We start from the raw sequence: 23,614 nt of genomic DNA, 5'->3' as shown, positions 1-23,614 counted from the left end.
TAGGGAACCTGGCGTTGGGGAAGAACGTCAGGGTCCTGATCTGCGAAACCTGGCGTTGGGGAAGAACGTCAGGGTTCTGATCGGGCAGAGGCCTCGCTGCACTCGCAGGCGACCTGGGCGGGCTACAAGATCCCTCCGAGGGACTCGTCGAAAGCGTCGGAGAAATCCTGTTCGTTCTCAGCGGAGTAACGGGCCCATGCTTCGTCGTTCCAGATCTCGATGAAGTCCATCGATCCGATCACCACACAGTTGCGTTCGAGCCCCGCGTATCGGCGATGCTCGGGGCTGATGGTGATGCGACCCTGTCCGTCCGGCCGCTGCTCGTCCGTTCCGGAAAAGAACTGGCGAACGTAGGCACGGGCTTTGGGGTTGGCTCGAGAAGCTGCCGTCAACTTCCGTGAACGCTCTGCGAAGTCCGCCGCGGTGTAGACAGCGAGGCTGAAATCCTGCCCCTTGCTCACCATGACACCTCCCGCAAGCGCGTCCCGAAACTTGGCCGGCAACGTGAGACGACCCTTGTCGTCGAGCTTCGGCGTGTAGGTACCGAGAAACACTCGCCACCTCCAGCCTCGACTCTCCGCTGCGGACCACTTTACCCCACTCTCCCCCACTTCGAACCATTCAAAGCCGGAAAACTTTGGGAAAACACACGTCTTCGCAGGTCGAGCTACACAAGATCGTTGGCACCAGCGCTGACGCCACGGTCGACGTGGCGCATCGGATTCTCGGGCGACAGCCCACAGGCCCGTTGTGTCAACGGTCTGAGCAGGTCTTCTATGCCGCTGCTCCCAGAACGAAGACACGATTCACCTGCTGGCGGGGCTCGAGTGGGGAGAAGTGGGGAATGTGGCCGGCGGTGGGGAGGAGTGGGGGGATCTCCCCTATCGCTCACGTGGAGTAGCCGAGGCGATCGACACGGAGCGGAGCACGCCGACGAGCCGGCTGGGCCGAGAGCCCGGCGTGACGGTTCGAGACCGGAAACGACAACAGCACCTCACCCGAAGGTGAGGTGCTGTTGTCGGTCTACGCGTGAAGTTGTGGAGTCGAGCGGTTCCGGTCGGATTTCGGTGAGAAACCTGACCGACTCAATCCTGCTCGAACCTCTTTCGGAACCGATCTTCCATGCGAGAGGTGAAGCTGCCGCTCTTGCGGCCACCCTTCGATTTCTGCCCGGTACGACGCCCGGACGTCTCGGCGGCCTCGGCGACTGTGCTGTCTCCGTCCGGCGCGGCTGTTGCTCCCTTGTTGGAGCCGCCGAACAGGAACAGTGCTCCGGCACCGAACATGAACAAAAAGCCGACGAGACTGACGACGAGAAAAGCCAAACTGTTCGTCGACAATGCAACACCGGCGACGAGCAACACGAGTCCCACTACGAACAATGCGGCAGCCTGAAAGCGCCTCCTGCTCGACGCCGCGCGAACGCGACCGCCCCTCACATGAGACGCGAATTTGGGATCCTCGGCGTAGAGAGCGCTCTCGATCTGATCGAGCATGCGCTGCTCGTGCTCGGAGAGTGGCACGGTACCTCCCCCTGCACAGATATTGAAGGTCATTTCGGTTGGAAACGACGGGAAGCTGACCTTGGCGGCTACCTGCTGTCGATGATACGAGCTGAATCCGCCGCTTACCACCTACTCGGTCGATGTGTTCTTCGAGAAACCCCGAAGCATTCGGGACGCACGTCTCGAAAACACGGCGCAAACACTGGATGACGTGGCGATTGTGACCTGACGGCCAGGTCTCGATGAGCTATGCCGACAACGGTGCTGCCATCGGGTCGACGGACGAGAATCGCGCCTGCCCCCCGAGCCGATCCTCGACCGAGTTCAGAAAACGACTGACGTGCCGGTAGAAATCGTCGGCATCGAGATCGACGATCGCGCTCGATGCGCCGGCCTCGACCGCAGCGCGGGTGGCCGAGAAGGACGCGAAGTAGTCCGCCCACACGGCGAGATCGGGTGCCGCCTTTGCCATCAACACCCACGCACTGCGCGAGCGAGGACGCGCTCCGATCGAATTGGGCAACGACGCCAGCACGGCCGCCGCGCCTTTCAGTGCTGCGGCGTAGCTCAAGAGAAACCGATCTCCGGCATCGCTCTCCCCGATCGACTCGGACAGCAGAGCATCGGCTCGACCGAGCAGAACCTGCGCCTGACGCGACACCGGCGACCGCACTCCGGCATCGAACGCCTTCGTGATCGTCATACTCGAACACCTCCAGTTCGAATCTCCGGCGCGTACCTGACGCGGCCGGAACCGTGACGAAGCCTTACAGTCGAACTCCGGAGAATCCGACTCGACGATCCGAGCCGAAGCCACCGGCGCACTCGGCCCCGATCATCGAACACCCGTTCGACACATTCAATATAGCTGTGCCCACCGACAAGTTGCCGAAGAAAGGTTGAGAACAGTCGTCACCGATGCGCAGACAACGCCCTACCTGGTCGATCTGACGCCCCCGGAGTTTCGCCAGCGGCTGTTCGAGGCACTGTCCATCTACGTGGAGGCCATGGGCTATCCGCGTGGAACCGAACAGAGCCGCGCCCCGATGTGGAGCGAACATCTACACCGGCCGGGTTGGCGAGCGGTCGGCGCACTGCTCCCCAACCCCGACCCGACGCAGGAAGACACGCTGGTCGCCGTCGCATACGGCTATCACGGTGCCGCGCACCAGTGGTGGCACCAGCAGGTACGCGATGGATTGCGACGCGCCGGCCATTCCCCGCGCAGCGTCGAGGCCGCACTGGAGGACTACTTCGAGCTGACCGAGTTGCATGTCCTTCCGAGCGCTCAGGGGCACGGCCTCGGGGCCCGACTGTGCGGCCGGTTGCTCGACGGCGTCTCCGCGAACAACGTGATGTTGTCCACACCCGAGGTGGCGCAGGAGGACAACCGGGCCTGGCGGTTGTACCGGCGGCTCGGCTTTGCCGACGTACTGCGTGACTTCACGTTCGCCGGCGACCGACGCCCCTTCGCCGTCCTCGGCCGCCGGTTGCCGCTCGGCGGGCCAGTAGCCTGAAGATGTGATCGACGCTGTGGTGGTGGGCTCCGGCCACAATGCCCTGACCTCTGCCTGTTACCTGACCGATGCCGGCATGTCCGTCGAGGTTCTCGAGCGCGACACCGTAGCGGGTGGCGCGGTATCGACGGTGGAGCGATTCCCCGGTCATCGCGTGGACAGGGGTTCTTCGGCGCACATCATGATTCGTCACACCGGCATCGTCGAGGAGCTCGGGCTCGCCGAGTTCGGACTGCGCTACATCGACTGCGATCCCTGGGCATTCGCACCGGGAGCTGTCGGCACCGACGAACGCGCAATCGTGTTCCATCGCGATCTCGACCGGACCTGTGACTCCATCGCCGCCGCCTGCGGCACCGCCGATGTTCGTGCCTACCGCAGTTTCGTCTCGGTGTGGGGCCCCCGAAGCGAGCGCACCATGCGGGCGTTCGGTGGGCCGCCCACCGGCCCGAAGCTGCTTCGATCCTTCTGGGGCCTCGGCGCGCCCGACGGCGGCAGCATGCTCTCGCGCGAATTCCTGGCCACCGGCGATTCCCTGCTGGACGAGATGTTCTCGAGCGAGAGACTCAAAGCTGCCCTCGCGTGGTTCGGCGCACAGTCGGGTCCGCCGATGTCCGAGCCCGGGACCGCGCCCATGGTCGGCTTCGCTGCGCTCATGCACACCCTTCCACCCGGTCGCGCCGTCGGCGGTAGCGGCGCATTGACCGAGGCGATGATCGCCCGGCTGCAGCGGGACGGTGCAACACTGACCCTCGGTGACGCGGTGACCTCACTCGTCCGTCGCCCACACGGCTGGACCACCAGGACCGCGTCGGGACGGGAGGTGGACAGCCGCGTCGTCGTGGCCGGCTGCCACATCGTCACCACCCTCGACCTGCTCGCCGCAGGCGGACACGATCCGGCGCAGATCGCACGGTGGCGCAGCACTATTCGAGTGGGGCCGGGGATCGGTACTGCGGTCCGGCTGGCGACCGACGCCCTTCCTACGTATCCGAGCGCCGAGCGGATCGAGGACGGCACCCACGGTCTGGCCCTGCTGGTACGCGACCGCAGCCAATTGCGTCTGGCACACGGGCACGCACTGGCCGGCCACCTGCCGCCGGTTCCGGCAGTGCTGGGCATGTCGTTCAGCGCACTCGATCCCACCATCGCACCGCCGGGACAGCATCAGATCTCCCTGTGGTCGCAGTGGCATCCGCACACGCTCGCCGACGGCAGATCGTGGCGATCGGACGTTGCGGGCGAGCGCTCGCTGGCCGAATTCGAGGCGGATCGGATCGTGGCCGAAATGGACCGGTACGCGCCCGGTTTCGCGGCGTCCGTGCTGGATCGACACGTTCAGTCTCCGCCGGACATCGAGCGTGAGCTCGGACTGATCGGCGGCAACATCATGCACCTGGACATGTCGTTGGACCAGATGATGATGTGGCGTCCACATCCGCAATTGGCCGGTCACCGTGTCCCCGGTGCGGACGGGCTCTATCTCACCGGCGCATCGACCCACCCCGGTGGTGGAGTCACGGCGGCCAGTGGTCGGTCGGCGGCGAGGATTGCGATCACCGACGCTCGCTCGAAACGTTTTCGCGCGAAGTTCAGGAGGAGGCAGCCATGAGGATGGTTCCCGTCGCCTTCGCGATCGCCGCAGTCGGAGCCCAGATCGTCTACCCACTCGTCTCCGGCTCGACCCGGGACGCCGTGACCGTCGCAGTCGTCGCCGCTCTCGCGCTCGCCTCGATCGCACATGCCGCTCTGCACCGCGGCGCGCTCTGGGCAGCCGTCCTCGTTATCGTCACCGCAGGCACCGGGTTCGCATCCGAACTGGTCGGCACGGCCACCGGCATTCCGTTCGGCGAGTACTTCTACGCGCAGGATCGTCTGGGCCCCAGCTTGTTCGAGGTGCCCGTGGTGGTCCCGCTGGCCTGGACAGCCGGGTTCTATCCGATCTGGTGTGCGGTGAACTTCGTCGTCCGCCGTACGAACGCGACGCGGGTACGCGCCACCGCACTGCGGATCGTGGCGGTGGCGGTGGGGATGGTGGGCTGGGACCTCTATCTCGATCCACAGATGGTCACCGACGGCCAGTGGACCTGGACGGCTGGTTCCGTCGGATTGCCGGGAGTGCAGTCGATTCCGCTGACCAACTACCTCGGCTGGTTGGTGGTGGCCACGCTGATGGCCGCGGTGATGGACTCTCTCGACCGCGCCCTCGGCCGCCCGCAACCTTCCGACGACGCAGTGCCCATCGGACTGTTCCTGTGGACGTGGCTCGGGTCTGCCCTTGCACATGCCGTGTTTCTCGACGGTCCCGAACTTCGATTCTCGGCCGTGTACGGGTTCGTCGTCATGGGCACCGTCGGCATCCCTCTGCTGATGATCGCTCGCCGCGGCCGATCACCCGGGCCGCGATCGCCCGCACCGGTCCACCGGTTCGGTACCGACACGCCTCGCTGACAACCCTGCCGACTGACATCGGCTCGATCCCCTGGCACGATGTCGCTGTGCAGTCGACATCGCGAACATCTCACCGATCCCACCGACGCCGGGTTCTCTCGGTGGTCGCACTGGCGCTGCTGGTCGCGCCGATGCTGGCCGGTTGCCTGCGCGTGCAGGTCACGATGGGCGTGTCGGCCAACGACCGCGTCGCGGGCCAGATCGTGGCGGCCAGTGTGCCGACGTCGGAATCGGACACCGGCCCGGAACTGGTGGTTCCGTCGTCGATCGAGGACAAGGTTCGCGTCGAGCCGTACAACCAGGACGGGTACGTCGGTTCGCAGGCCATCTTCGACGACCTCTCGTTCGGCGACGTGCAGACGCTCGGCTCGATCTTCCAGAACGCAGCCGGATCCTTCCAGCTGACGCTGCAGCGCTCGGGCGACACCGTCACCCTGGCAGGCAACGCCGATCTCTCGTCCGTGCCGGTCCAGGGTTCGGATGTGCAGTTCACCATCGCGTTTCCTGCCCGCATCGGCACCACCAACGGCACCCGCGAGAGCGACAACTCGATCTCGTGGAAGCTGCCTGCAGGTGAGGTCACCTCGGTGCGCGCCGAGGTCAACTACCCCGATCCCAACACCCGAAGCTTCGCCGGCTGGGCCGGAATCGTAGGTGGAGTGACCGTCGGCGTCGCAGCCATCGTCGGCGCCATGGCCTGGGTCTCGCGCAACCCACCGCTGCGCAATCTCCGGTCACGACGCACCGAGTCGGAGAACTCGAGCGACAGAACGTCTGTGTGAAAGACCGCCTGCTCGCGCGAACGACGGCCACCGCGGCCGTTGCCGCGACGGCGTCTGCTGCGGTGTCGGTGTTCAACTCTCGGTTCATGCCGAGCCTGGGTACCCCGGAACAGAACGTCACCGAACGCGTCGTCGTCTGCATTCCCGCCCGCAACGAGGTCTCGACCCTTCCGGCGCTGATCGGCGACCTCACGCGTCAACGCGCGTGCACCGACCTCAACGTCATCGTCCTCGACGACGACTCGACCGATGGAACGGCCGCCGCTGCCCGCGCGGCGGCCGAGGGTGATCCGAGAATTCGCGTCGTGAGCTCCGGTGTCGCACCCCCGGCGGGCTGGACCGGTAAAGCCGCAGCGTGCGCCGAACTTGCGAGACTGGCGGACGAGGACGACCCTACGGCGTCGATGATCGTGTTCGTCGACGCCGATGTTCGACTCGAACCGGAGGCCATTGCGGCCGCGGCCAGGATGCTGCGACGGCGCGGGGCATCGCTGCTGTGTCCGTGGCCCGAACAACTGGCCGAGAGCATCGCCGAGCGACTGGTGCAACCCCTGCTTGCCTGGTCGTGGATGTCCACTCTTCCCATCCCGCTGGGCAACGCGTCGCTCGCACCGTCGACAGCGGTCGCCTGCGGGCAGTTCATGGCCTTCGACGCCGCCGCCTACCGCGCGATCGGGGGCCACCACTGCGTCGCCTCCAGCCCGACCGAGGACCTCGACCTGGCCCGCGCGTTACGTCGACGGGGATTCTCGACGGCGGTGGCGTCGGGTGCGGGGTTCGTCCGGTGCCGGATGTACCGCTCGGCGGCGGACGTGCGCTCCGGCTACAGCAGGTGGTTGTGGAACGAGTTCGGTGGTCCCACCGGTTCGGCCGCGGCGGCCGTGGCACTGGCCGTCGTGTACGTGGTGCCCCCGGTTGCGGCGCTCACTGCCTCGGGGTCGACGCGTCGCCTCGGCTGGGCCGGATACCTCGCGGGGACGGTGTCTCGGCTGGCTGCGCGGCGGCGCGAGGTGGGATCGCACTTCGGGGTCGGCGACGCAGTCGACGCTGCGCTGCATCCGGTCTCGATTCTCGCGTTCGTCGGACTCGTCGCGGAATCGCACGTGCGCAGGCAGCGCGGATCGGCAACGTGGAAGTCACGCCCGATGCCCGCGCCACAGCACTGACCTCACACTCGCGCGGCCGCAAGTCCCAGGTTGGTCAATACCTCACGCGTCGCGCGCGCGAAGTTCAGCGTGATGAAGTGCAATCCGGGGGCACCTTCGGAGATCAGGCGCTCACCGATGTTGGTGGCGAGTTCGATACCCACCTCACGAACGGCGGCGCGGTCCTCCTGCGAACCGGATCCGGCAGCGCGAGTGAACTTCTCGTCCAGATGCGACGGGAGCGTCGTACCCGAGAGCTCGAGCATCCGCCGAACCGACCGAAGCGAGGTGATGGGCATGATCTCGGGAATGATCGGCTTGGCACCCTGCTCGGCGTCGAATGCACACACCCGGTCGCGTAGGCGCAGATAGTCGTCCACGTCGAAGAACATCTGGGTGATCGAGTACTCCGCACCCGCCCGCAGCTTGCCGACCAAGCACCGGGTGTCCTGTTCGAGGTCGTCGGCGCGGTGGTGACCTTCGGGGAACGACGCCACTCCGACGTGGAAATCACCGAGATCGCGCACCAGCTGGACGAGTTCCTCTGCGTACTCGACTCCCTCGGGATGCTTCTCCCAGTCACCGAGTGGATCCCCCGGGGGGTCTCCGCGCAGTACGAGGATGTTGGTGATCCCACGATCTGCGTAGGACCCGACCATCGAGCGGAGCTCGGCCACGCTGTGTGAGACGGCCGTGAGATGCGCCACCGGCAACAGGGTGGTCTCCTCGGCGATCTGCCCGGTGACGCGCACCGTCCGGTCGCGGGTGGAGCCTCCCGCGCCGTACGTCATCGACACGAACGCGGGCTGCAACTGCTCGAACTCACGGACTGCTCGCCACAGTCTGGCCTCGGCGTCGGCGTCGCGCGGCGGCGAGAACTCCACCGAGAACGGGATCCTGGCCTCGGGCTCGGTCCGCAGCCGGTCGACGATGGACGGCGTCCTGGTCACGAATCCTCGGCTCGACCGCCCCCTGACGGAATCTTCGCTCACCCGAAGATCATAGGTTGCGCCGCACCTACGCCTGTCAGGCGTCCCTGACGAAAGATGTTCGCAGCACTGCGATGCAAGGTTTCGAGGGCCATTACTGTGGGAACAGAAAGCGTCGTACCCACGAAACCTGGAGGATCGTCCTGTCCGGAGACCTGTCCGCGCCCCCCTCCACTGCGCCCACGAATGCCGTTCCTGCGCCCGTGAATGCGTCCTCGCTGCGAGAGTCCGTCGACGCGACGCTCGCCGAGTTCTTCGCGTCGCGTCGTGCGGTCGTCGATTCCGTCGGCGGTGGCTATCCCGCTGCGGTGGCCGATCTCGAGGCGTTCGTGCTTCGTGGCGGTAAGCGCATGCGCCCCGCGTTCGCATGGACCGCGTGGCTCGGTGCCGGCGGCGAGACGACCGGTCCCCGTGCGGACGCAGTGCTGCGGGCGTGTTCGGCGCTCGAGCTGATCCAGGCCTGCGCCCTGATCCACGACGACATCATCGACTCGTCCAGCACGCGGCGCGGATTCCCGACGGTGCACGTCGGCTTCGCTCGGCGGCACCGGGATTCGGGCTGGTCCGGCTCCTCGCAACACTTCGGTGAATCGGCCGCGATTCTCGTCGGCGATCTCGCCCTGTGCTGGGCCGACGATCTGCTCCGTGAATCGGGTATCGACGCCGACGCCGCTCGGCGAGTCCAACCGGTGTGGTCGGCCATGCGCACGGAGGTCCTCGGCGGCCAGCTGCTAGACATCGAGGCCGAGGCAGGCACCGACGAGAGTGTGGCAGCTGCAATGCGCGTCAACCGCTACAAGACCGCCGCGTACACGGTGGAGCGCCCGTTGCATCTCGGAGCGGTTCTCGCCGATGCCGACGAGGAGCTGATCGCGGCGTACCGCAGCTTCGGCGCAGATATCGGTATCGCGTTCCAGCTGCGCGACGACCTCCTCGGAGTGTTCGGCGATCCCGAGGTGACCGGTAAACCGTCGGGCGACGACATCACCGAGGGCAAACGCACCGTGCTGATCGCGCTGGCACTGCGCAAGGCCGACGAGACTCGGCCCGATCAGGCAGCCGAGATCCGCTCCAGCCTCGGTACCGAGCTCGACGCGGCCGCCGTGGCCGATATCCGTTCGATTCTGGTCGAGCTCGGCGCGGTGGACGCCGTCGAGAGGCAGATCGACGAGCTCGGCACGCGGGCTGTCGCAGTTCTCGACAACAGTTCGATCGATCCGGTCGCCGCCACACATTTGCGAGCCATGGCAACCGCCGCCATCCAACGGCAGTACTGAAAGAGAGCGTCATGTCTTCGATCCGCACGGTCTCCGGCCCCACCGACACCGTTGTCGTCGTGGGAGCCGGATTGGCAGGTCTGGCGGCCGGTCTGCACCTGCTCGGGGCAGGGAAGAAGGTCGTCCTCGTCGAGCGGGAGGAGACTGTGGGCGGCCGCGTCGGGGTGTACCCGGTGTCGGACACCGACGGCTCGCACCTCTACGACATCGACAACGGCGCAAGCGTGTTGACGATGCCGAACCTGGTGCTCGAGGCGCTCGCCGCCGTGGGCGCCGACTTCGAGTCGACGACGCCACCGATCCGGTTGACCACGCTCTCGCCGTCGTATCACACGCGTTACGCCGACGGCACGTCCATCGACGTCTACTCCGACCCCGAGGCGATGACGGCCGAGGTCGAACGCACCTGCGGACCTGCCGAGGCACAGGGCTACCGCGAATTGCGACGCTGGCTGGCCGACATCTTCGACGCAGAGTTCGATCGGTTCATCGATTCGAACTTCGATTCCCCGCTCGATCTGGTCGGCTCGAAGGCCGCGATCTCCGACACCGCCACGCTGACCAAGCTGGGCGGGTTCGGGCGTCTCGGACCGCGAGTCGACAAGTTCTTGAAGGACACCCGCCTGCGCCGCGTCTTCACCTTCCAGGCGCTCTACGCCGGCATGGCACCGCAGAAAGCTCTCGCGGTCTACGGAGCCATCGCGCACATGGACACCTCCCTCGGGGTGTTCTTCCCCCAGGGCGGCATGGCGGCCATCGCGAGGGCCATGGCCGACGCGTTCGTCACGGCGGGCGGAACGCTCGAGCTCGGCACCGAGATCGTCGACATCACAGTCGACCGAGGCCGCGCCGATTCCGTGGTCACCGCGGCAGGCGACCGAATCGCATGCGACGCTCTGATTCTCACCGCGGACCTGCCGGTCGTCGATCGACTGCTCGACCGGGCGTCGGTGTCGAAGAAGGGCCGACGCAACGGCTACGGCGTGGTCTCACCGTCGGCAGTCGTCGCCCACGGAACCGTTCCCGTGGAGCAGAGCGCCACGTGGCCTGCCCGTGCGCACCACACCATCGACTTCGGCGACGAATGGTCCGAGACCTTTCGTCGCATCACCGCCCGCTCGGGCAAGGGAAGCTTGATGGCCGATCCGTCCCTGCTCATCACTCGCCCGTCGGTGAGCGATCCAGCACTCGAAGTGGTCCGCGACGGGGTCCGCAGCGAGCCGGTGTCGATCCTGGCACCGTGCCCCAATCTCGACAGCGCTCCGCTGCCGTGGGCCGAGTTGGCGCAGCCGTACCTCCGCGAGATCCTGACGACCATGGAAACCCGCGGGTACAAAGGGCTTCTCGACGGATTCACGCTGGACCACATCGACACTCCCGAGACCTGGGCGCAGAAGGGCATGATCTCCGGTTCACCGTTCTCGTCCGCACACGTGTTCCGGCAGACCGGGCCGTTCCGGCGCAAGAACATGGTTGCCGGGCTCGACAACGTGATTCTGGCCGGCTCGGGCACGACGCCTGGCGTCGGCGTTCCCACTGTTCTGGTCTCCGGAAAGTTGGCCGCCGAACGGGTGACAGGACATCGGGAACGGTAGGTTCGTTCGATTCACTGCAGCGACCAACTAAGCTGAGCGCGATCGTTTGCCGGTCGCGCTCATTGCTGCGACCATGATCGTTCTACCACCGGCCGGAACGTATCGGTCGACGCGCACATCTCGACCCACAACTCGTTGCAGAGGAGGAGCAGGCGGCAATGTCTTCGATTTCGTCGCACTCCACCTCCGAGGATCGATCGTCGGACGGCCCCGCCTCCACCGCTTCGCGACGACCGTCGAGACTGACCACGACAGGTAATTTCCTGCGCAGCCCCGAAGGCAAGGCGGCGGTGCTCGGTGTCGTCGGTGCCGTCTGCATCGTGTTCGGTGGCTTCGGCGCGGGCAGTGTGCGCCGACGCGATCCGCTGCTCGAGGAGATGCACCTGTCGTGGCTGCGATTCGGTCACGGCTTCGTGCTCTCGACCGTGATCGTCTGGGTCGGCGTACTGCTCATGATCACCGCCTGGGTCCGGCTCGGGCGGGCGACCCTGCACGGGCGTACCACCGTCGGCGAATTGCGGTGGATCGTTCCGGCGTGGACCGCGCCGCTGCTGCTGTCGGTTCCGATGTTCAGTCGTGATGCCTACTCCTACCTTGCTCAGGGCGCTCTGCTGCGCGACGGATTCGACCCGTATGCCGTTGGACCCGTTGCCAATCCAGGCGTTCTACTCGACAACGTCAGCAACGTCTGGACCACCACCACCGCTCCGTACGGCCCGCTGTTCCTGCTGCTGGGCCGCGGCATCACCAGCCTGACGGGCGACAACGTCATTGCCGGAACCATGCTGCTCCGCCTGACCATGCTGCCCGGACTCGCACTGATGATGTGGGCGGTTCCGCGACTGGCAAAGCACCTCGGCGGCCGAGCGACCACTGCGGTATGGCTCGCCGTGCTCAACCCGCTGGTACTGGTCCACCTGATCGGCGGCGTACACAACGAGTTGCTCATGGTGGGTCTGATGACCGCTGGCATCGTGCTGGCCCTCGAACACCGGCACGTGTCCGGTATCGCGCTGGTGGCGATCGCCGTGGCCATCAAGGCGACAGCAGGCCTGGCGCTGCCGTTCCTCGTGTGGATCTGGATGTTGCATCTGCGGGAGAAGGCGCGCGCGGAGGGCCGAACACCGATGTCTCCGATACTGGCGTTCACGAAAACTGCCGGAATCGGAGCCGGCGTCTTCGTCGCAGTCTTCGCCGTCGCGTCCGTGATTGCGGGAGTCGGAATCGGTTGGCTGACAGCGCTTTCCGGATCCGCCAAGATCATCAACTGGCTGTCGCTGCCGACGATCCTGGCGCACCTGGTCACCGTCAGCACCTCCTGGTTCCTCGATCTACGCCTCGGGCCGGTTCTCTACGTCAGTCGCCTGCTGTGCTCGATCGCCCTGGTGATCGTTCTCGCCGCGGCCTGGTGGCTCGGGCGCCGATCCGAGCGCGATGCGGTCAAGGGAATCCTGATCGCCCTGGTCGCCACCGTCGTCCTCTCCCCCGCCGCCCTGCCCTGGTACTACTCGTGGCCGCTGGCGATCGCCGCAGGATTCGCGCTCTCCCGCACCACGTTGATGGTGCTGACGGGTCTGTCCACCTGGCTCATGCTCGTCTTCCAACCCGACGGCTCGATCGGGCTGTACAGCGTCCTCCACGTGGCACTTGCCGTGTTCGCCGCAGTCGTGGCCGCTCGCGCGTTGACCCGGGTGGATCCGCTGCGTTTACGGTCGGACCGATCCAGGGAACACCGAGCTGTGCCCAATGCTCCCAAGACCTCGATGACGGAACCGACCGGGGACCAATCCCCGTCATGAGAGCCCGCGTGATGAAAGAACTGGACGGAATCGATCCGGCGCTGCACCAGGCGTACCGAATCTGCCGCGAGCTCAACGCCCAGCACGGCAAGACGTACTTCCTCGCCACTCGCCTGCTCCCCACGAACAAGCGCGCAGGCGTGCACGCGCTGTACGGGTTCGCGCGCATGGTCGACGACATCGTCGATCTCGAGGGCACCGACATCGCCGTCGGGTCGGATGAGCTCAACGCCCGTCGCATCGTCGAACTCGACGTGATCGAATCTCGGGTGCGCGACGCCCTGGCGGGAAAACCGTTGTCCGACAGCGTGTCCGATCAAGTACTGAGCGCATTGTGCGACACCGTGGCGCGCTACGACATTCCGCACGACTACTTCTACGCGTTCATGCATTCGATGCGCATGGACATTCCGGGAAGTGCGATGTTCGTCTCGCGCTACCGCACCATGGAGCAGTTGCGCGAGTACATGTACGGCTCCGCAGCGGTCATCGGATTGCAGATGTTGCCGATTCTGGGAACCGTCGTCGATCGGTCGGAGGCCGAGCCGCCCGCCGCAGCCCTGGGCGAGGCGTTCCAGCTGACCAACTTCATTCGGGACATGGGCGAGGACCTCGACCGCGACCGCATCTACCTGCCCACCGACGAACTCGCGGCGTTCGGCGTCGACGAGGAATTGCTGCAGTGGTGCCGCACGACGGGGAATGTCGACGCCCGGGTCACCAGGGCCCTCGCGCACCTGATCGCCGTCACCCGCTCGATCTACCGCACGTCCGATGCCGGTATCGACATGCTGGATCCACGGGTGCGACCGTCCATGCGCACGGCGTCGATCCTGTACGGCCGCATTCTCGACGAGGTCGAATCGCAGGGCTATCGCGTGCTGTCCCGACGCGCGACGGTGCCGCAGTGGACTCGCGTGCGCGTCGCGCTTCCGCAGTTCGCCGTCACCGGCTTCAAGCGCGCGACCGTCCGCTAGAAGGCCATTGCCTGTGCGCGCCTGATCACTTCACGCATCAGATCGCCGTGCAGTGCGGCGACAGGCGCGCCGGGCAGGCTCTCGTCCTCGGTGAAGAGCCACCGCAGGATTTCCTCGTCCTCGTAACCGCCGTCGTGCAACACGGCCAACAACCCTGGCAGACCCTTGACGATCTCGCCCTTGGTCGTGTCGAGGAACAGCTCCGGCACACCGGGCACGCGCGAGCGCTTGAGAGCCAGCAGCTGACGATCTCGAAGGAGCTGTTCGACGCGGGTCTTGGGGACATCGAGGATCTTCGCGACATCGGCGAACTGCAGCAAAGAGACCGACGGATCGAGCACGTCGTCGGCGTAGGGAATGGCACTCACGCGGACAACGTTAACGGGTCCGGCGTCAAGACTTCAAAAGCGTGGCAGCCGGGTCGTTCCGCAGGCTCCACTCCTGCAACCTGCCTCGCAGGACCGAACACGGACCACGATCGTCGGACACCACCCACGGCACGGATACCATCGTCTTCGGTGTCCGGCATTCCGGGCGGCCGACGAACGGGACGAGGGGAGGTTCGGTGATACCGGGTTCGATGCTCGATCGTCGATATCGAATAGACGCACCGATCGCACGTGGCGGTATGTCGACGGTCTACCGCGGACTCGACACCAGGCTCGACCGCCCCGTCGCGGTGAAGATCATGGATCCGAAGTTCGCCGAGGACCCGCAGTTCGTTCAACGCTTCGAGTTCGAGGCGCGGGCCGTCGCCAGGCTCAGCCACCCGGGCCTCGTCGCCGTCTACGACCACGGGCGCGACGGCGAACACGCCTTCCTCGTCATGGAACTCGTCGAAGGCGGAACCCTGCGCGAGCTGTTGCGCGAGCGCGGACCGATGCCACCGCACGCTGCAGTGGCCGTCATCCGGCCGGTCCTCGAGGCGCTCGCCGTCGCTCACCGAGCCGGTCTCGTGCACCGCGACATCAAGCCCGAGAACATCCTGATCAGTGACGACGGCGACGTGAAGATCGCCGATTTCGGACTCGTGCGAGCCATTGCGGCCTCCACCGTGACGTCGAGCAGTGTGATTCTCGGCACCGCGGCATACCTCTCACCCGAACAGGTCACCACCGGCTCCGCGTCGGCGAGCAGCGACGTCTACGGCGTCGGCGTCGTGCTGTTCGAGCTACTGACCGGACGCACCCCGTTCACCGGCGACACCTCGCTGTCCATCGCCTACCAGCGCATCGACAACGACGTACCGCTCCCCTCCACTCTCATCGCGGGTGTTCCACCGCAGTTCGACGATGTGGTCGAGCGCGCGACAGTCCGCGCCCCCGAACACCGATACCGCAACGCCGACGACATGGCCCGCGCACTGCGCGCCGCCGCGTCGGCGCTGGCGCTACCCGAGTACCGAGTGCCCGCTCCCAAACGCTCGGCCCAGCATCTGAGCTCGGCAGCGGCCGGAGCACCGACGACGGTCGCGGGCAATCGCCCGCCGTCCGCTCGCACCCAGGTGGTCCAGGATCTGCCGCCGCACCCCCCGCAGCACGGGGTGCAGCACACCCGAGTGGTCACATCGCCCACCTCCCGAGGTGTCGATCACGGCCCGGAACTCTTCGACGGGCCGCCTGCCGGGCCGCCGCTGACCGGCAGACGGCAGTACGAGTTTCCCGACTTCGACGCCGATCGCCAGCGCTCGCGTCGAGCGATCGTCATTTGGCTTCTCGTCGTCGCGCTGCTTGCCGTACTCGTCGGCTTCGGCGGGTGGTGGATGGGTTCGGGTCGCTACACCGCCGTACCGATGGTGGACGGACTCGACACCACCGGTGCGACCAGCGCTGTCGAAGCCGCCGGACTGGAGGCGGCGGTGCGCGGAGCCTACTCCGATTCGGTGGACACCGACCTTCTCATCGGAACAGATCCCACCGGCGGATCACGAATTGCCAAGGGCGACACGGTCTTCCTGCTGGTATCACTGGGCAGCCCGACCGTGCCCTCCATCGACGCCAGCGCATCCGTCGCAGACATGGAACAGCAATTGCGGGATCGGACTTTCACGCCGGTCGACGGCGGCGAGGCCTTCAGTACGACCGCGCCGATCGGCGGCGTCGCTGCACTCGACCCACCCCCGGGAACCGTCCTGTCCACCGGAGCCGCGGTCACGGTGCTGCGCAGCAAGGGAGCGCCGCCGGTCGAGGTGCCCGACGTACGCGGGCAGAGCGTCGATCAGGCCCGAACGACGCTGGAGTCGGTGGGCATCACCGTCGGCGAGGTGCGTGAGAAGTTCGACGAGGACACCGACGGCAGCAAGGCGATCGGTACGACGCCCGCAGCCGGGCAGACGGTCAGGTCCGGTTCCACCGCCGTGCTGGACGTGTCCACCGCCGTCACCGTGCCGTCGTTGCTCGGCAGGTCGGTCGGTTCCGCACGGACGACACTCGCTGCGCTGGGTTTGACGATCGACGTCCGTCAAGTAGTGGACACCGACGGGTCGCTGGTGATCAGCCAGAGCCCCGGAGCCGGTTCTCGAGTGGAACCGGGCTCCGAGGTTATGGTCGTCTCGCTGCCCTGAATTACCCGCGCAGTCCGGCGAGCAGATCAGTCCCGGAGCATCTCGGCCACGAGGAACGCCAGTTCGATGCTCTGCTGCGTGTTCAGACGCGGGTCGCAGGCAGTCTCGTAGCGGCCGGCGAGGTCGAGGTCCGAGATGTCCTGGGCACCACCGAGGCACTCCGTGACGTCGTCGCCGGTCAGCTCCACGTGAATCCCGCCCGGGTGGGTGCCGAGGCCGTTGTGCACCTCGAAGAACCCCTGCACCTCGTCGACGATGCGGTCGAAGTGCCGCGTCTTGTAACCGGTCGACGCCTCGTGGGTGTTGCCGTGCATCGGATCGCACTGCCAGATGACCTGGTGGCCGGTGGCCTGCACCTTCTCGATGATGGCGGGCAGGATGTCTCGCACCTTGCCGTTGCCCATGCGGGAGATCAACGTCAGGCGTCCCGGCTTGTTGGTCGGGTCGAGGCGCTCGACGTACTCGACGGCCATCTCGGGTGTGGTGGTCGGCCCGATCTTGAGACCGATCGGGTTCGAGATGAGCTCGGCCAGCGCGATGTGCGCTCCGTCGAGCTGACGGGTGCGGTCGCCGATCCACAGGAAGTGTGCGGACAGGTCGTACAGCTTGGGGTGATCGTCGGTGTTGTCCAGGCGCAGCATGGCCCGCTCGTAGTCGAGAACGAGTGCCTCGTGGCTGGCGAAGATCTGGGCAGTGTGCAGGTTGGGGTCCGACACGCCGCAGGCGTCCATGAAGCGCAGTCCGCGGTCGATCTCCCCCGCGAGTGCCTCGTAGCGAGCACCGGCGGGCGACTGAGCGACGAACTCGCGGTTCCAGTCGTGCACCTTGCGCAGATCCGCCATGCCCGAACCGGTGAGGGCGCGGACCAGGTTCATCGCTGCGCTGGCATTGGCGTACGCACGCACCAGTCGCGACGCGTCGTGGCCGCGGACGCTCTCGTCGGCGACGAGCGAGTTGATCATGTCGCCGCGGTAGGACTGCAGACCCAGCGCGTCGATGTTCGAGGAACGCGGCTTGGCGTACTGCCCGGCGATGCGAGCAACCTTGACCACCGGCATGCTCGCGCCGTACGTGAGCACCACCGCCATCTGCAGCAGGGTGCGGATGTTGCCCTTGATGTGCGGCTCGGTGTTGTCGACGAACGTCTCGGCGCAATCGCCACCCTGCAGCAGGAATGCCTCACCACGAGCGACGGCGGCGAGCTTGTCCGACAACGCTTCCACCTCACCGGCGACGGTGATCGGCGGAACGCTCTCGAGCACCTTGCGCATGTCGGCCGCTTGCTCCGGATCCCACTGCGGTTGCTGCGCAGCGGGCTTCGCCAACGCATCGTCCAATCGAGTGCGCAGCGTCGGTGACAGCGGCGGCAGGTCGGGCAAGCGATCGATGGGTACGTCGACAGTCCAGTTCACCCGTACAGGATATTCGCTCCACCGAAGCCGCAGGACAACGGGTGTTCACCCGCGGTGCGCGTACTCCTCGATCGCCTGGAACTTCGCCAGATTGTGCCGAGCGTCGGCGAGCGCGTCGTGAGCGTCGTCGGGTACGGACGGCAGCTCGGGACTGCCCCGATCCTCCCAATGCTGGCGCAACTCCCGAGTGAATCGCGGCAGCGAACGCGGTAGTTCGGTCATCGAGCCCCACAGCTGGCACAGCGCCACGTGGTCGTACGCCGCAACCCACGCCCACAGTTCGACCTCGGCACCGTAGTGCGGAACAAGGAACTCCAGCAGTTCGTCACGGATTCGGGACCGGCTCATCCACAGCGGTGACGAGTACGGTGGCAGCTTGGGCAGCACGTTGCGTCGAACCCACCGGCCCGCGCGCTCGGGGTCGAACTCGGAGGACACCGCGTAGAACTCACGACCGTCCTCCGACACCACGCCGATCGAGACCAACTCGATTGTGCGACCATCCTCGATGAACTCTGTGTCGTAGAAGTAGCGCACGCGGCTCACCCTAGCGCGTGCCCCGACACGTCCCCCACGTACCGGTACCCCGATCCGAACAGCCCTGAAAGGGAACGCCAGTGACTTCGCCCGACACCAACCGTCCGGTCGCCGAGGCATCGGAGCAGGCCGGGCCGACGCGACGCCGGTGGCCCAGTTGGGCGGTCGCGTCGAGCCGGGTCGTCGTGCTGATCGGTGCCGTCGTCGGCGTTGCGTTCCACCTCAACGGGTTTCCGGGCCTGCGTGCGATCGGTGAGCACTACCGACTCGATCTGGACGTGTATCGCCTCGGCGGTCAGGTGTTCGCCGAGGGTGGGGATCTCTACGGCCAGCTGCCGCCGATCGCGACCGGTACGACCCTGCCGTTCACCTATCCCCCGATCGCCGCAGCGATCTTCAGCCCGCTGTCGTCGGTGTCGCTGTACGCCGCGTCCATCGCGGTGACAGTGCTGTCGATGGCCCTGCTGCTGGTGACGGTCGTGGTGACCCTCACCTCGCTAGGACTACGTCCTCGCACGCTCGTGTGGTGGTCGGCCGGAGCCGTGTTCGCCGTGGCCGTACTGGTGCTCGAGCCCGTCACCTCGACGCTGAACTACGGGCAGATCAACATCGTGTTGATGGCGTTCGTAGCGCTCGACTGCCTGCCGAAGAAGACGCCGTGGCCGCGAGGTGTGTTGATCGGTCTCGTGGCCGCCGTCAAGCTCACGCCCGCTGTGTTCGTGCTGTACTTCCTGCTGCGCAAGGACTTTCGAGCCGCGGTGGTGTCGGTGCTGAGCTTCGGCGCGTTCACTGCGATCGGTTTCGCGCTGACGTGGTCGGACTCGGTGAGGTACTGGACCGAGACGATCGTCGATTCCGACCGAATCGGCGGCCCGGCGTACCCGCCCAACCAGTCCATCACCGGAGTGCTCGCCCGGCTCGGGTTGGACGAGCTGCCCCGGTCGATTCTGTGGCTCGCGTTGTCGGTGGTGGTGCTCGCCGTCGCGGCGGTGGCGATCCGAAAAGCGTTCGCCGCCGGCGAGACTGCCCTCGCGCTGACGATCAATGCCATGTTCGGTCTGCTGGTGTCGCCGGTCTCGTGGTCGCACCACTGGGTGTGGGCCATCCCGTTCACCGTGGTGCTTGCCGTCCTCGGCTACCGCCGCCGCAGTGCTCTGCTGGCAACCTTGGTGGCCGTCGGAGTGGCGTTGATGCTCTACCCGCCGCACTGGCACCTCGGCGAGGGACGATGGAGCGGTCTCGGTTGGCCGCTGGTCGACCAGTTCGCCGCCTCGGGCTACGTGTGGTGGGCCCTGGCGTCGATCGTCGTGCTCGCCGCGGTCACGTGGACCGATCGAGCGACGGTCGAGACGCGCCCCGCGCGCTGATCGCGGTGCGGTCCGAGCAGATTCAGCTGGCCTTGGAATCCGGAATTCGCTGCGGGGCCGGGGCCGAATCCGATTCGGATGCAGTCTTTTTCAGAGATGCGGCGTACACGTCGACGTATTCCTGACCGGAGAGCAACATCAGGTCGTACATCACCTCGTCGGTGACGGCACGCTCGACGAATCGGTTGCCGGCCATACCCTCGAAACGAGAGAAGTCGATCGGCTTTCCGACCCGGATGGTGACCTTCGCCGGACGCCAGATGCGTGAACCGATCGGGTTCATCTTCTCGGTGCCGATCATCGCGACCGGGATCACCTGCACTCCGGTCTGCAACGCCAGACGCGCCATGCCGGTCTTACCCTTGTACAGCCGGGCGTCGGGTGACCGCGTGCCCTCGGGGTAGATACCGAGAACCTTGCCCGCCTCGATCACGCGCACGCCTGCATCGAGAGCGTCCTGCGCCGCGTCGGCTCCGGTGCGATCGATCGGTACCTGTCCGACTGCGGTGAAGAACCACTTCTGGAATGCGCCCTTGAGGCCGGGTCCGGTGAAGTACTCACTCTTGGCGAGGAAGGTGATGCGCCGAGGCGTCTTGAGCGGGAGGTAGAAAGAATCGAGAACAGCTTTGTGGTTGCTGGCCAGGATGACCGGACCCTGAGCCGGAATGTTCTCCGCACCCTCGATCGTCGGCCTACCGAGGGCGATGAGAAGGGGCCCGATGAAAACGTACTTGACCAGCCAGTACCACATTGACATGCCCCCTGATGATGGTCGGGAAATCGTTTGATGCCGGTTCTCTCGAAAGCGAATCGACTGCGGCCGTGCATCCACGAACCGTGCCGCACCGTGAACTGTACCCAGGGTTTATGACACCAGCCACATCATCGATGACACGGGGACAGAGGTCACACGACGCGGAATCGAACAGTCAGCGAACGCCGGTGACGAACTGCGCTCGCGCCAGCTCTGCGGCCCCGATCATGCCTGCCGCCTCACCGAGCTGAGTACTGCGAATTCGGGCCAGCGGACGATGACCGGCACCGGTCACCAACTGCGCGTACTTGTCCGTCGCGCGGGCCAGGAACTGACTCGACGACGTCGCAACTCCACCGGCGAGCACTATCAGATCGGGGTCGTACACGTCACTGACGATCGACAAACCGACTCCGAGCCACTGAGCGAAATCTTCCATGGTGCGGCGGGCGATCGAGTCACCGTCGTGCGCGGCACCGGCAATCCGACGGCCGGTCAACGAGCCTGGATCGAGGAACACCTCGCGTGCCAGAGTCGTCGAGGACGACGGGTCCGCGGCGAGCAACTCGACGGCGGTGTCCACCAAGGCGGTGCCGCTGCAGTACCGCTCCCAACAACCGCGCTTGCCGCAGGGGCATGCCCGCCCGTCCGGGACGACCTGGATGTGGCCGAGCTCGGGTGCCACGCCGTGGCTCCCGCGGTAGATCCTGCCGTCGATCAGCAGAGCCGCACCGATTCCGGTCCCGATGGCCACCATCACCACGTTGCGGCCCCCGGACGCCGCACCGAATCTGTACTCGGCCCAGGCCGCCGAGTTGGCGTCGTGCTCGAGCAACACCGGCAGGCCGATGCGCTTGCTCATCTCGGTCGCCACGGGAGTGTCGACCCAGGGCAGATGTGGGGCGAAGCGAACCGTCGTCCGCTCGGAATCGATGAACCCTGCGACGGCGAGCCCGACGGCCGCGATGTCGTGTCGCCCGGCCAGCTCCTGCACGGCCCGGTCGAGACCGCGTTCGAGCGCGCGGGCCGTGTGCGGAGTGGGAGCGGCCGTCGAGTCGAGAACCTGCCCGTCCGCATCCACGACGGACGCGCGCAGGCTCGTGCCGCCCACGTCGATACCGACGGTCAGTCGTTGGTGGTTGCGCTTCATTCGTCCATGCCTTCCTCGGCCGCCCCCCACGCGGTCTGAGCCCGAATCACTCCGCCGATCACGGACGGTCCCGTCCGTTCGAGCGCGAATCCTTCACGCGAACGGTAATCGGAACGAACGCGGCGTGGCGTTCACCCGGAAGTTTGGTGTCGTCCGACACGTCCGCGACCTCCCCCGGATCGGAGCGGGAACCGGTGTCACCGTCGGGCCCGGACTGCGGCGACGGTGGGGCGGGCGAAGCGTGTGCAGCAGTGTGCTGCGTTCCGGCCGTGGTGTGGTCGGTCAGCAACTGACGCAGCAAAGCGATCACCACAGCACCCTCGGAGGCCACGAGCTCGATGAGATCGTGACGCTCACCGCGGACCAGTGCCGCGAGGGCGCAGACCGGGCACCAGGTGCATCCCTGGCGGTCGCGATCCTGCTGCGATTCGGCGACCCCACGCAGTATGGGCTCCAGTCGCGTCAACACCGTGTCGGCCAGAGCCAGCAGGTCCGCTCCCAGCTCGGAATGGTCCGACGTCATCCGAGCACCCCCGTCGTCGAGATCGTGAGGGTCACCGCGGCCACACATCGGGGTCGGGACGGAAACGAACCACCAGGGACGGTCCATCGAGCTCGGCGGAGTCGGCGACACACCGACGGAGCACCGACGCCAACCTGATGCGCCGTCGCCTCCCGTCGGCACTCACTATCAAGTCGTCCTCCACTCGCCCCAAGCCCAAGGTCGTCGAATCCACTACCGGCAGAAGCATTCTCATCGCATATACGGAGTCGAGTCCGTGACCCGACTCGAGTACGACCGAAGGCTGCTCACCCCAGCCCGGCGCGCGCGGTTCGAGGGAGTCCGGTTCGAGGCGATCGGCCACATCCTGCAAGGGTCCCAACCCTACCGGTTCACCGTCGGCGTGCTCCACCTCCACGATCGGAACAGTGCCGATGCGTCGGCGCAGCTCGGCGACGGCGTCGAGCTGCGCAGCCCGCCACCGCTCGAACCAGAACACCGCCGGATGTGCGCCCACCAGACCGATCGACGACGCGTTGAGCCGCGGCAGCATCTTGTTGACCAGAACACGATCGATTCTGATGCCGAGCAGAGCCGCTGCCGACAATGTTCGTTCCGCGTCCGCGACCGAGAGCTGTTCGGCTGTCACGACCACGGTCGCCCCGGTGCGTTCGGAGTCGGTGACCAGGGACCGGACGGAGTCGATCTGCGCGAGGATTCGCTCGATCATCGCCACCACGAGGGTGAGCCGTACATCGGGGCCGGTGCCTGCCACCATGCGCGCGTGCAGGGGCCAGATCCGCTCGACATACGCGGCAACGGTGTCGGGCAACTGCAGCGTGCGCAGCGCATCTGCCGACGCGGGAAGGTCCACTATCACTGTGTCCCAACGACTGTCGTCGACGAGACGGCAGATCTCGTGCATCCCGAGCAGTTCTTCGACCCCGGGGAAACCCAGCAACTCCTCCGGCTCGATCGCCCCGAAACTGACCCCGTGCTCGTGGCCGGCAGACGCCACGGCCATCAGCGAACCCAGTCCGCGATACTTCGCCTCGAGCAGCCCCAACGTGTCGATCTCGACGATGTCGAGGCCGGCCGCGACCGATCGGATGCCCGACGTATCCCCCGCCTCGGTGTCGCTCGCGCCACCCGCGAACGCGTCGACGAGTGAGTGCGCCTGATCGACGGAAGCTATCAGTACCCGCTCGCCTGCCTGCGCGAGCCGAAGCCCCGACGCGGCCGCCAGCGTCGTCTTACCCGCACCACCTTTGCCGAGGAACAGCAACACCGTG

The 23,614-nt window shown here is 66.4% G+C and carries 22 protein-coding genes; 11 read left to right on the top strand and 11 right to left on the bottom strand.

Annotated features, from left to right (window positions below; genetic code table 11):
- Positions 1–122 precede the first annotated feature (122 nt).
- The 3 genes from mraZ to ACNEOT_RS22205 form a co-directional block, all read right to left on the bottom strand.
- Entirely contained in the window at positions 123–554 is a 432-nt protein-coding gene (gene mraZ, locus ACNEOT_RS22215; RefSeq protein WP_027497352.1) for a division/cell wall cluster transcriptional repressor MraZ, read from the bottom strand.
- Positions 555–1,085: 531 nt separating this feature from the next.
- Positions 1,086–1,523: a DUF3040 domain-containing protein gene (locus ACNEOT_RS22210; RefSeq protein WP_415976775.1), complete on the bottom strand. Its 438-nt coding sequence runs from the start codon at positions 1,521–1,523 to the stop codon at positions 1,086–1,088.
- A gap of 229 nt (positions 1,524–1,752) precedes the next feature.
- Positions 1,753–2,208, bottom strand: a complete 456-nt coding sequence (locus tag ACNEOT_RS22205; RefSeq protein WP_415976774.1) for an SAV_6107 family HEPN domain-containing protein — start codon at positions 2,206–2,208, stop codon at positions 1,753–1,755.
- A gap of 196 nt (positions 2,209–2,404) precedes the next feature.
- Here ACNEOT_RS22205 and ACNEOT_RS22200 point away from each other — a divergent pair, with 196 nt between their 5' ends.
- The 5 genes from ACNEOT_RS22200 to ACNEOT_RS22180 are packed head-to-tail and all read left to right on the top strand — an operon-like array spanning position 2,405 to position 7,421.
- Entirely contained in the window at positions 2,405–3,022 is a 618-nt protein-coding gene (locus tag ACNEOT_RS22200) for a GNAT family N-acetyltransferase (protein ID WP_415976773.1), read from the top strand.
- 4 nt (positions 3,023–3,026) lie between these two features.
- Positions 3,027–4,634 (top strand): phytoene desaturase family protein, encoded by a 1,608-nt coding sequence (locus ACNEOT_RS22195; RefSeq protein ID WP_415976772.1) that lies wholly within the window; start codon positions 3,027–3,029, stop codon positions 4,632–4,634.
- Positions 4,631–5,473, top strand: a complete 843-nt coding sequence (locus ACNEOT_RS22190) for a carotenoid biosynthesis protein (protein WP_415976771.1) — start codon at positions 4,631–4,633, stop codon at positions 5,471–5,473. The genes ACNEOT_RS22195 and ACNEOT_RS22190 overlap by 4 nt, the downstream gene beginning before the upstream one ends.
- A gap of 47 nt (positions 5,474–5,520) precedes the next feature.
- Positions 5,521–6,255 carry an LppM family (lipo)protein gene (locus tag ACNEOT_RS22185; RefSeq protein WP_415976770.1) on the top strand — a complete coding sequence of 245 codons (735 nt, stop codon included), beginning with the start codon at positions 5,521–5,523 and terminating at the stop codon, positions 6,253–6,255.
- On the top strand, positions 6,252–7,421 hold the full coding sequence (locus ACNEOT_RS22180) for a glycosyltransferase (RefSeq protein ID WP_415976769.1): 1,170 nt from the start codon (positions 6,252–6,254) through the stop codon (positions 7,419–7,421). The genes ACNEOT_RS22185 and ACNEOT_RS22180 overlap by 4 nt, the downstream gene beginning before the upstream one ends.
- Before the next feature lie 2 nt (positions 7,422–7,423).
- Here ACNEOT_RS22180 and metF read toward each other — a convergent pair whose 3' ends face one another.
- Complete coding sequence (gene metF / locus ACNEOT_RS22175) at positions 7,424–8,350, bottom strand: methylenetetrahydrofolate reductase [NAD(P)H] (protein ID WP_415976899.1); 927 nt, start codon at positions 8,348–8,350, stop codon at positions 7,424–7,426.
- Between the two features lie 194 nt (positions 8,351–8,544).
- Between metF and ACNEOT_RS22170 the strand changes: the two genes are divergently transcribed.
- The 4 genes from ACNEOT_RS22170 to ACNEOT_RS22155 all read left to right on the top strand — a co-directional run bounded on the left by ACNEOT_RS22170 (position 8,545) and on the right by ACNEOT_RS22155 (position 14,037).
- The gene (locus tag ACNEOT_RS22170) at positions 8,545–9,666 is read left to right on the top strand and encodes a polyprenyl synthetase family protein (RefSeq protein WP_415976898.1); all 1,122 of its coding nucleotides are present in this window, start codon (positions 8,545–8,547) and stop codon (positions 9,664–9,666) included.
- 11 nt (positions 9,667–9,677) lie between these two features.
- The gene (gene crtI, locus ACNEOT_RS22165) at positions 9,678–11,261 is read left to right on the top strand and encodes a phytoene desaturase family protein (RefSeq protein ID WP_415976768.1); all 1,584 of its coding nucleotides are present in this window, start codon (positions 9,678–9,680) and stop codon (positions 11,259–11,261) included.
- 158 nt (positions 11,262–11,419) lie between these two features.
- On the top strand, positions 11,420–13,060 hold the full coding sequence (locus ACNEOT_RS22160) for an alpha-(1->6)-mannopyranosyltransferase A (RefSeq protein ID WP_415976767.1): 1,641 nt from the start codon (positions 11,420–11,422) through the stop codon (positions 13,058–13,060).
- Between the two features lie 11 nt (positions 13,061–13,071).
- A complete protein-coding gene (locus ACNEOT_RS22155; protein ID WP_415976897.1) occupies positions 13,072–14,037 on the top strand; it encodes a phytoene/squalene synthase family protein in 966 nt (321 codons plus the stop codon).
- Here the strand turns inward: ACNEOT_RS22155 and ACNEOT_RS22150 are convergent.
- Complete coding sequence (locus ACNEOT_RS22150) at positions 14,034–14,405, bottom strand: Rv2175c family DNA-binding protein (RefSeq protein ID WP_415976766.1); 372 nt, start codon at positions 14,403–14,405, stop codon at positions 14,034–14,036. The two genes, ACNEOT_RS22155 and ACNEOT_RS22150, sit on opposite strands and share 4 nt — an antisense overlap.
- 212 nt (positions 14,406–14,617) lie before the next feature.
- Here ACNEOT_RS22150 and pknB point away from each other — a divergent pair, with 212 nt between their 5' ends.
- Positions 14,618–16,600, top strand: coding sequence for a Stk1 family PASTA domain-containing Ser/Thr kinase (pknB, locus tag ACNEOT_RS22145; RefSeq protein WP_415976896.1), 1,983 nt, complete (start codon positions 14,618–14,620; stop codon positions 16,598–16,600).
- Positions 16,601–16,626: 26 nt separating this feature from the next.
- Here pknB and ACNEOT_RS22140 read toward each other — a convergent pair whose 3' ends face one another.
- Both ACNEOT_RS22140 and ACNEOT_RS22135 read right to left on the bottom strand, forming a co-directional pair.
- Complete coding sequence (locus ACNEOT_RS22140) at positions 16,627–18,012, bottom strand: class II 3-deoxy-7-phosphoheptulonate synthase (RefSeq protein WP_415976765.1); 1,386 nt, start codon at positions 18,010–18,012, stop codon at positions 16,627–16,629.
- A 45-nt stretch (positions 18,013–18,057) separates the two neighbouring features.
- Positions 18,058–18,549, bottom strand: a complete 492-nt coding sequence (locus tag ACNEOT_RS22135) for a polyadenylate-specific 3'-exoribonuclease AS (RefSeq protein WP_094679111.1) — start codon at positions 18,547–18,549, stop codon at positions 18,058–18,060.
- A gap of 80 nt (positions 18,550–18,629) precedes the next feature.
- On the opposite strand from ACNEOT_RS22135, the gene ACNEOT_RS22130 reads away from it, so the two are divergent.
- Positions 18,630–19,916, top strand: coding sequence for a glycosyltransferase 87 family protein (locus ACNEOT_RS22130; RefSeq protein ID WP_415976764.1), 1,287 nt, complete (start codon positions 18,630–18,632; stop codon positions 19,914–19,916).
- 22 nt (positions 19,917–19,938) lie between these two features.
- Here the strand turns inward: ACNEOT_RS22130 and ACNEOT_RS22125 are convergent, their stop codons facing one another.
- The 4 genes from ACNEOT_RS22125 to ACNEOT_RS22110 form a co-directional block, all read right to left on the bottom strand.
- A complete protein-coding gene (locus ACNEOT_RS22125) occupies positions 19,939–20,667 on the bottom strand; it encodes a lysophospholipid acyltransferase family protein (protein ID WP_415976895.1) in 729 nt (242 codons plus the stop codon).
- A gap of 178 nt (positions 20,668–20,845) precedes the next feature.
- The gene (locus ACNEOT_RS22120; RefSeq protein ID WP_415976763.1) at positions 20,846–21,820 is read right to left on the bottom strand and encodes an ROK family protein; all 975 of its coding nucleotides are present in this window, start codon (positions 21,818–21,820) and stop codon (positions 20,846–20,848) included.
- Between the two features lie 58 nt (positions 21,821–21,878).
- Complete coding sequence (locus ACNEOT_RS22115; RefSeq protein ID WP_415976762.1) at positions 21,879–22,343, bottom strand: hypothetical protein; 465 nt, start codon at positions 22,341–22,343, stop codon at positions 21,879–21,881.
- Between the two features lie 31 nt (positions 22,344–22,374).
- Positions 22,375–23,610 carry an ArsA family ATPase gene (locus ACNEOT_RS22110; protein WP_415976761.1) on the bottom strand — a complete coding sequence of 412 codons (1,236 nt, stop codon included), beginning with the start codon at positions 23,608–23,610 and terminating at the stop codon, positions 22,375–22,377.
- Between the last annotated feature and the right edge of the window lie 4 nt (positions 23,611–23,614).

Origin of the sequence: Rhodococcus sp. 077-4 (genome assembly GCF_047782425.1) — a bacterium.
Lineage (GTDB): Bacteria > Actinomycetota > Actinomycetes > Mycobacteriales > Mycobacteriaceae > Rhodococcoides.
This window is presented reverse-complemented; position numbering and strand designations above follow the sequence as displayed.